The 7,959-nt window shown below is 45.0% G+C and carries 11 protein-coding genes; 2 read left to right on the forward strand and 9 right to left on the reverse strand.

Annotation, left to right across the window (positions count from 1 at the left end; all coding sequences use genetic code 11):
* Positions 1 to 70: 70 nt before the first annotated feature.
* Positions 71 to 2,299: a DNA helicase RecQ gene (gene recQ, locus RMO79_RS22735; protein ID WP_310485546.1), complete on the reverse strand. Its 2,229-nt coding sequence runs from the start codon at positions 2,297 to 2,299 to the stop codon at positions 71 to 73.
* Between the two features lie 159 nt (positions 2,300 to 2,458).
* Entirely contained in the window at positions 2,459 to 2,722 is a 264-nt protein-coding gene (locus RMO79_RS22740; RefSeq protein ID WP_310485547.1) for a hypothetical protein, read from the reverse strand.
* 258 nt (positions 2,723 to 2,980) lie between these two features.
* Here RMO79_RS22740 and RMO79_RS22745 point away from each other — a divergent pair, with 258 nt between their 5' ends.
* On the forward strand, positions 2,981 to 3,586 hold the full coding sequence (locus RMO79_RS22745) for a PEP-CTERM sorting domain-containing protein (protein ID WP_310485548.1): 606 nt from the start codon (positions 2,981 to 2,983) through the stop codon (positions 3,584 to 3,586).
* Between the two features lie 395 nt (positions 3,587 to 3,981).
* On the forward strand, positions 3,982 to 4,236 hold the full coding sequence (locus tag RMO79_RS22750; protein ID WP_310485549.1) for a type II toxin-antitoxin system prevent-host-death family antitoxin: 255 nt from the start codon (positions 3,982 to 3,984) through the stop codon (positions 4,234 to 4,236).
* Positions 4,237 to 4,262: 26 nt separating this feature from the next.
* Here RMO79_RS22750 and RMO79_RS22755 read toward each other — a convergent pair whose 3' ends face one another.
* The 7 genes from RMO79_RS22755 to RMO79_RS22785 form a co-directional block, all read right to left on the reverse strand.
* On the reverse strand, positions 4,263 to 4,460 hold the full coding sequence (locus RMO79_RS22755; protein ID WP_310485550.1) for a DUF6887 family protein: 198 nt from the start codon (positions 4,458 to 4,460) through the stop codon (positions 4,263 to 4,265).
* The gene (locus tag RMO79_RS22760; RefSeq protein ID WP_310485551.1) at positions 4,457 to 4,645 is read right to left on the reverse strand and encodes a DUF6888 family protein; all 189 of its coding nucleotides are present in this window, start codon (positions 4,643 to 4,645) and stop codon (positions 4,457 to 4,459) included. Before RMO79_RS22760 ends, RMO79_RS22755 begins: the two co-directional genes overlap by 4 nt.
* A 77-nt stretch (positions 4,646 to 4,722) precedes the next feature.
* Entirely contained in the window at positions 4,723 to 4,953 is a 231-nt protein-coding gene (locus RMO79_RS22765; RefSeq protein ID WP_295615253.1) for a type II toxin-antitoxin system HicA family toxin, read from the reverse strand.
* Between the two features lie 5 nt (positions 4,954 to 4,958).
* Positions 4,959 to 5,192 carry a DUF1902 domain-containing protein gene (locus RMO79_RS22770; protein WP_310485552.1) on the reverse strand — a complete coding sequence of 78 codons (234 nt, stop codon included), beginning with the start codon at positions 5,190 to 5,192 and terminating at the stop codon, positions 4,959 to 4,961.
* 157 nt (positions 5,193 to 5,349) lie between these two features.
* Entirely contained in the window at positions 5,350 to 5,841 is a 492-nt protein-coding gene (locus RMO79_RS22775) for a hypothetical protein (RefSeq protein WP_310485553.1), read from the reverse strand.
* A 187-nt stretch (positions 5,842 to 6,028) separates the two neighbouring features.
* A complete protein-coding gene (locus RMO79_RS22780) occupies positions 6,029 to 7,318 on the reverse strand; it encodes a glutamyl-tRNA reductase (protein ID WP_310485554.1) in 1,290 nt (429 codons plus the stop codon).
* A gap of 353 nt (positions 7,319 to 7,671) precedes the next feature.
* On the reverse strand, positions 7,672 to 7,959 hold a 288-nt coding region (locus RMO79_RS22785; protein WP_310485555.1), incomplete at its 5' end, for a fructose-bisphosphatase class II.

A 7,959-nucleotide genomic window follows, 5' to 3' on the forward strand; every position in this document is an offset into this window, starting at 1 on the left:
GCGTGGGGATTGTGGGAGTAATAAACACTCCCAGTCCCCCCGTCCCCCCGTCCCCCAGTCCCCTAGTCCCCTACTCCCCAATCTTTGTAAGTCTAGCTCTGACTAGTTTGATTTCTTCGTAGGTGTAATTATCGCCGAGATGGGCTTTGATGGGGGTGAGTTTTTCGGCTCCGACGATCGCGATTGCTTGTTCGATCGCGGTGACTTTGGCATCTGGTACGATTGAGTCTATCTTGACGCTGTAGCCGCATTCTAGTAATTTGACGAGGTGATCGAAAATCGTAGTTTCGCGCATCGATCTGCGAGTAGCAATATCGGCGATGCTCATTCCCTGTTGATAGAAGTCTAAGGTTTGAAGGTGGGTGTGGGAAACGTCGCTTTTAGTTGGAGTCGCGACATAGAGCGGCGGTGTGGGATCGGATTCGATTTGAATGCTCAATCCAGATTCGGTTCTAAAGGCTCTAATTTCGCCTGTAAACATTTCGCCGTACTGAGCGAGTTTGCGCGCCCCTACGCCGGAAATTTGAGCGAATTGGGCGAGGGTTTGCGGTTGTTGTTGTGCCATCAATTTTAGGCTGGAATCGGCGAAGATGACATAAGGGGCGACTTTATTCGCATCGGCGTATTGTTTGCGAAGTTTGTGGAGGCGGTTGTAGAGAGCTTGAGTCTCGACGGTACTGGCACTAATATCGGTGGTTTCGGTGGTGGGTTTGAGGGGGGAAATAGCGATTTCGACTTTGCGTTGGTTTTTGAGAATTTCCATGCTTGTTGCATTGAGCGTCAAGACTGAATAACCATCGCTAGTTTCATCGACTAAACCCTGATGGAGTAAGGATCTGCCTAACATCCGCCATTCATCGACGGTACGATCTTTACCAATCCCGTAGGTAGAAAGTGTATCGTGTCCATTTTTGAGCACTTTATCATTTTTAGAGCCGCGCAATACATCGATCGTGTGAGCTAATCCGAAAGTTCTCCCCCGATGGCGTTCGGAAAATCGATAGATGCAGGATAATAATTTCTGAGCTTCGATCGTCCAATCGGAAATCGGTCGTGGATATTTACAGTTGTCGCAATTATTACAGTTACCGGGGAAGCTCTCGCCAAAGTAACCGAGTTGCACGATCCGCCGACATTCAGTCGCTTCGGCATAATTAATTACCTGCCGCAATTGTTGAGTCGCAATTCGCTGTTCTTCTTCAAGAGCTAGCCCCGTTTCGCGATCGACTTTTTGGTCGATTAAATACTCGATCGTTTTAATATCGCCCATCCCAAAATACAGCGTACAATGGGCGGGTTCGCTATCGCGTCCGGCGCGTCCCGATTCTTGATAATAGCCTTCAATATTGCGGGGTAAATCGTAATGAATTACAAACCGCACGTCGGGTTTATTAATCCCCATCCCAAAGGCGACAGTTGCGACGATAACCTTGACATTATCGCGAATAAAACTATTCTGATTGTTAGTCCGCGTCTCGCTATCTAAACCCGCATGATAGGGTACTACTTGAATGCCATCTTGCTTGAGTTTAGCTGTTAATTCGTCTACTTTTTTCCGACTCAAACAGTAGATAATTCCCGAACCTTCAGACTGTTTTACCTGTGCGAGTAATTCCTTATAAGGCGCAGTTGTTTTGCGCCGCACTTCATAGTATAAATTCGGGCGATTGAAGCTCGCAATATGAATTTCTGGTTCGCGCAGATCTAGCTGTCTGATGATATCCTGGCGGACGCGATCGGTAGCAGTTGCCGTCAATCCCAACCAGGGCACCTTCGGAAAATAATGCCGTAATTGCGATAATTTGCGATAATCTGGTCGAAAATCGTGACCCCATTCTGAGACACAATGCGCCTCATCGATCGCAAACCCAGCAATCCCCACATCTTGATGTAAATCTATCAAGAAGTTGCTAATAAACTCCTGATTCAATCGTTCGGGAGCCAGATATAATAACTTCACTTCACCATTATAAATCGCCGCCGCTCGATCGCGTCTTTCTTCTGTACTAATACTACTATTTAAAAAAGTTGCCGGAATGCCATTATTTGCCAGCAGTTGCACTTGATCTTGCATCAGCGCAATCAACGGCGATACAACTATAGTCACGCCTTGTTTTAATAATGCTGGTAACTGAAAACATAACGACTTACCGCCACCAGTTGGCATCACAACTAACAAGTCACGATTGGCTAAAGCTGTGGTAATAATCTCCCGTTGTCCCGATCGAAACTCATCATACCCGAAGTAATGTTTTAGTGCATGTTCTAGGGTTTCAAATTGGGTCGAGCCAGCAAGCATAAGAGTTGGGAGTTGGGAGTTGGGAGAGAGAAATACTCACAGTGCTATGTCAAAGAGTATACAATATATGGTTCAAAAATACTCACGCTCGACTGAACTAAAACAATTTTAGAGACTTTTCGATCGAGGGCGTGGGCTATGTCTCATCCACAGACTCGATTAAGAGTTTCCCTGTCCGGTAATATGGCGCATAATGAGATCGAACTTCCCATTCAAGTCAGACCGCATTTCTTTCATTTCCGAGCGCATTTGTCTAACCTCATCATGGAGATCGTCGATCTCGTCATAGACACGCTCGAAGGCTTGTCGGAACTCCTGGGGCGATACCTGAGTATATTCTAATCGGTCTACTCTGCGGTTTAAATCTCTAAACTCGCGAGCTACTTGCCGATCCTTGTCATCTGGATTTTGTGCTTGTGTCATAACTGAGTTTGATAGTAAGATTCGATCGCGACTAGATCTGTCTATATTTTACGGGATATTTAGCGGTGCTTGTTAGCGATCGATGAATTTTGAGCAACATAAATACAAAGGTAGACAAATGACCTTTCTTTCTGTATTATTCTCTCATCACTCATAACCTCGATCCCAGTAATTTTGTGAAAACATCCATCGCATCGCATCGCATCGCATCGCATCGTACTTAGTTTGTGTACCGATACACTAACTTCGCTATCCCTCTTGGCTGCAACAAATTCAGCCCAAGCTGCGACGGTACAGTTTACAGATTTGACATCTTTTCAAGCTAATACGACTGGGCTAACAACTATCGACTTTGAAGGATTGGCGGCAACAGGGAGCGCTGCGTCTTATGGTGGTACTACCAGTGGAGTTACCTTTACAGTATCGTCCAACACCTTGTTTGTTGTCGATCCAGCATTCGGACCAAGCTCTTATGATTGGGGTTCTGGTGCAGTTTTACTGGGTAACAGTCAACGAGGTACTGTTACTGCCACTCTCCCCTCTGGGATAACTGCTGTTGGTAGCGATATCATGAGCATTATCGATTTTGCTTCGCCTTTTACCATTATGCTCTCAACTGGTGAGACATTTAATCTCAATTCGCTGAATTATCCCAATCGTCAGTTTGTGGGTTTCACATCTGATACAGCTATTACTTCGATCTCATTTCAGGCTACGAATGGATTCCCATTATTAGATAACTTCAGATTTGGAACTGCTAATGCTGCAACAGCAGTTCCCGAACCTTTTACCATTATCGGTACATTAGTCGGCGGTACGGCGGCACTACGAATGAGAAAGAAACTCAAAGCGGCTGGTAAGTAGCCTGAGTTTCTCCTGTCGGCGAGGCTACGCCAACGAGATAAAGAAAATCTATCTGCTCCGTTCAAACACCGCCCTGAACTAGAAGTTTCTCCTGTCGGAGACGCTACGCGAACGGGCTAGTAGCTCAAGTTCGTTGAAACGAACTGCCAAATTGATTAGTTCGTTGAAACGAACTTTTGCTATTAGCCCCAAATTCATTTGAGAGCGGTATTAGAGCGAAGCTAGCAATCTTTTAATGGTGAAATCCTTAATCTGAAATAACATTAAGTAGGTAATGGCATTGCTGAATCGAGCAAGGATTTACTTTAGAGGAAGTCTCTGAGATTTAGGGTAGGGATAATTCATGAATTACCCCTACCCTAAATTTTCGCTATAATTGTACAATTATAACCACCATGAAAGTTGTATCCTTTAGTGAAGCGAGAAATAGCCTCAAGGCGGTACTCGATCGAGTAATTGAAGATGCCGATTATACGATCGTCACCAGGCGCGATGCTGATGACGTTGTGGTAATGTCGCTGGAATCTTTTAATAGTTTGATGGAGACAGTTCATTTGTTGAAATCTCCAGCAAATGCGGCTCATTTAGCTCGATCTATCGCCCAATTTAAAGCCGGAACAGCGGTAGAGCGAGACTTGCTAGATGCCTAGAAAACTGGCTTGGACGGAAACTCTGGTCAATTATCGATATTTGTTGATTTGTTGCTAGGCAAAAGATCGACAATTTTTTCTGTTTCTTCGGGCTGATACCAGTGTGGATTGGGATTCGCATAAATGCGATCTGCTAAGGCTTGGAAAGCCTCTGTATCCTCTCGATGCATTAATACATAAGAACGTAATTCTGCTTTACTCATTACATTAAAGTCGGGTTTCATCGATCGAATCTCCATTTACCATTAGGGGAAACTATTATTTCTATTTCTGTACCTACTAAAATCAGTAAATCCTGAGTGCGCTCGTCAATTCTAATCAGTTGAATCGTTTGGTACATATTGGTGACATTGTGACATAGCCTCAATCCGACGATTGCTTGTTCGGTTGTAAAAAATATATTTGACACTCTTCGTTTAAATTCCAGTCTACGCTCATTGTCTCGATTCGATCGCACCAGGTTCACTATGCCCTATTCCCTATTCCCTAGTGAGAATGGTACAAAAAATCATCCGCCTCAATCCCGGTTTGTTTGAGGATTTGGCGGAGAGTGCCTTCGGGCATATCACCATTATGATTGGGAACCGTGGTATATTTGCCCGTACCGTCGTTAAACCAAATTTCGTGAGATCCAGAGGCTTGACGATCGAGTGCGAACCCGTAGATTCGCAACACCTTGGCTACTTCACGATATCTGAATCCCGATAACCTGCCCATCCCATCTATCTGGTTAGTACGAGAGGACAGTCAAATTCATCGGCGATTGTCGGGAAACTGTCAACGAACTGGTTGCGTTCTGACATTGCCGCTAATAGCTGCTTGGCGACATCTTGAGCGATTTCTAGGGTTTCAGTTAGGCTGGGTGCTTGTGCGAGTAATCCGGGTAACGCATCAGAAGTAGCTAGGTAGTAACCTTCTGGTAGTTTCTCGATATGAACGTTAATTAGTCTTTCCACTGAATTACTGTCGTACAATTTTAAAGTTTTTGTAAAAGGTTGGAGAAGATTCAATTAGAGCTATCCTATCTGCTTGGGCAGATGCTTTGAAAATGAGATGCTCGTATCTAAATTATGACACATCTAGCCGATCGATACTATCGCTCATAAGTTGTTTTTAGTTTAATTTCAGTAACTTGGCGTACATATTTTTGTACTCAGTATCCGATTTGCTGTTGGTAGCTACCTCGATTGAGGTTTCACCTGTAAGCTCCGCTAGTTCGTGCAAGAGTTGTTGTTGTTCTTGCGTCAGAGCGTGCAGCCGATCGACGATCTCCGTAACGCGATCGGTCGGAGCGGTTAAGGTTAATTGTGAGTCTAACCGATCGCTCTTGGTACTATTGTGCCCAAATTTGCGCCGGATCGATCGCCACATTAGCCTAAAAATCGGCTGGAGCAGCTTGAATGGTGTAGTGAGTAAGAATAACCAAATTTGCTCCATGCCCCGCCCGATCGCCTTAATTAGCCCCCATGCAGAGAAGATTACCAGCAAGCACAATCCCAAACTTGCCAAGGGATGGGTACTCAGCCAAGCCAGATAGGGGTGAGCCGCAAACCACTGGGTAAAATAATTACCAACCGCACGTTCGATCGATTCCGAAAAATCCATACTCACATCTTATAACAGAACTTAGTTACTAGTATTTGGTGGATAGTGGATAGTGAATAATGGATAGTCCTAATTCAGCGTGGAACTAGAGGGATAAAATCCCCTCCTCGGAGGGGTGCCCGTTGGCGAAGCCTTTCCGAAGGAATTAGGGCGGGGTGGGTAGATCTCCGCCGCAACCCTCTAATACCTACTGAGCTTCGATCGCTTCGCTACTGAGGTTAAATAATAACTGGAGCGTGTGCATGGCTTTTTTACGGGTTTCGCTATCTTCTTGAGCGCGAAGTTGTACCATCGGATCTTGGAGAATTTTATTGACGATGCCTTTTGTCAAAGCTTCGATCGCTTCTTGGTGGCGTTCGCCAAATTCGGCTCCCAATCTGGAGAGGGCTTTTTCTAGCTCTTGCATCCGAATTGCTTCCATTTTATCGCGCAAACAGTTGATCGTGGGAACTGTTTCGAGCAATTGCCACCAACTATTAAAGTTTTCGACTTCTTCATCTAGGATACCTTCGGCTTCTTGTGCCATTTGCTGGCGGCGTTCCTGATTTTGCGCGACGACGGCTTTGAGATCGTCTACGTTAAAAGCCCGAATATTGGCTAACTCATTGACATCACTATGGACGTTACGCGGTACGGAGATGTCAAAAATCATCAGGGAGTGATGCGGATCGATGACGGCTGTTAGTTTAGCCGCATTTAATAATGGTTCTGTCGCGGAGGTACTGGTAAAGACGATCGTGGAAGTGGCGATCGTACTCATCATCTCCGTCATTGGTTGAAGTTGCAAGTCGATCGCGGTAAACATTTGTTTGAGTTCTTCGGCGCGTTTTACCGATCGATTTAAGATCGTCACATCGGTAGCACCTTTGGAGATTAGATGCTGTACTAATAGCCTCGACATTTTACCCGCACCTAAAATTGCAATTCGATGATTGTCAAAATTGCAGACTTTCATGTGTGCTAATTCTACCGCTGCCGAGCTGATCGACACTGCACCCGTACCGATACTCGTTTCCGTGCGGACGCGTTTCCCGGCTGTGAGAGCTTGACGGAACAACCGATTGAGAATCGAACCCATCCCTTTATACTGCTGTCCGATTTTATGGGTTTGTTTGACTTGAGCGAGAATTTGCCCTTCACCCAATACCAAACTATCCAAGCCGCCAGCCACTCTCATCAGGTGCATGACGGCATCTTTGTGCAAGAGCATAAATAAATGCTGCTTGAGATCTTTGATGGGGAGTTTACCAAATTCTGACAGAAATTGGATCGCATCCTGTACGCCGCGATCGGCTGTAGGCGTAACGATATAGATTTCGAGGCGATTGCAAGTACTGAGGATCGTCGCCTCTTGAATGTGGGGATAATTGCACAGAGTTTGAATCGCCGCTTCCATCTGCGTGTCGGGAACGCTGAGTTTTTCACGTATTTCTACAGGTGCGGTTTTGTGACTCAAACCGATGACAGCAATATTCATATCTGCTCCGCGTTCAAAAGGTGATAATTTTTAAAGTTTTGTTATTTAAGTTACGGACATTCAACCGTTGACAACGCAAGATAAATAGATGCGTTATGTGCGATCTAACGGTTGGCTATCTTTGATATTGTATATAATCACTGCCTATATTGCTCTAATCTCAGCAACTTGTAAATGGTTCTTCATTAACCTCTAGGTATGAGGCTCTAGGCTCTGGGTATTGGAACCTAGCGTTTGAAGGTTTGCCTGTAGGCTACAGATTCTGAGTTTTAGGCTCTAGGTGTTGGTTATTTAGAGGGATGCTTGCATCCCTAAAACCTAAAACCTAAAACCTAAAACCTAAAACCTAACCCCTAGTGCAGGCTAACTGTCTGAGGTTTGTCGCTCATGTGAATGGTATCGACGAACCGTGCAGTTTTGGACTGACTGGAGATAACTAGAGTATGAGTCCGCGCACCACCTTTAAAGAAGTTAACACCGTTCATGATGTTACCAGAAGTAATCCCGGTACCTGCAAACAGGACGTTTTTACCACAAGCTAGTTCTTCAGCGGTGTAGACTTTATCGGGATCGGTGATACCCATTGATTTGAGGCGTTCGATGTTCGCTTCTTTGCTTTCGCCGATCAAACCAGTTTTAAC

The sequence above is a fragment of the Chamaesiphon sp. VAR_48_metabat_403 genome (assembly GCF_031422475.1).
Lineage (GTDB): Bacteria > Cyanobacteriota > Cyanobacteriia > Cyanobacteriales > Chamaesiphonaceae > Chamaesiphon.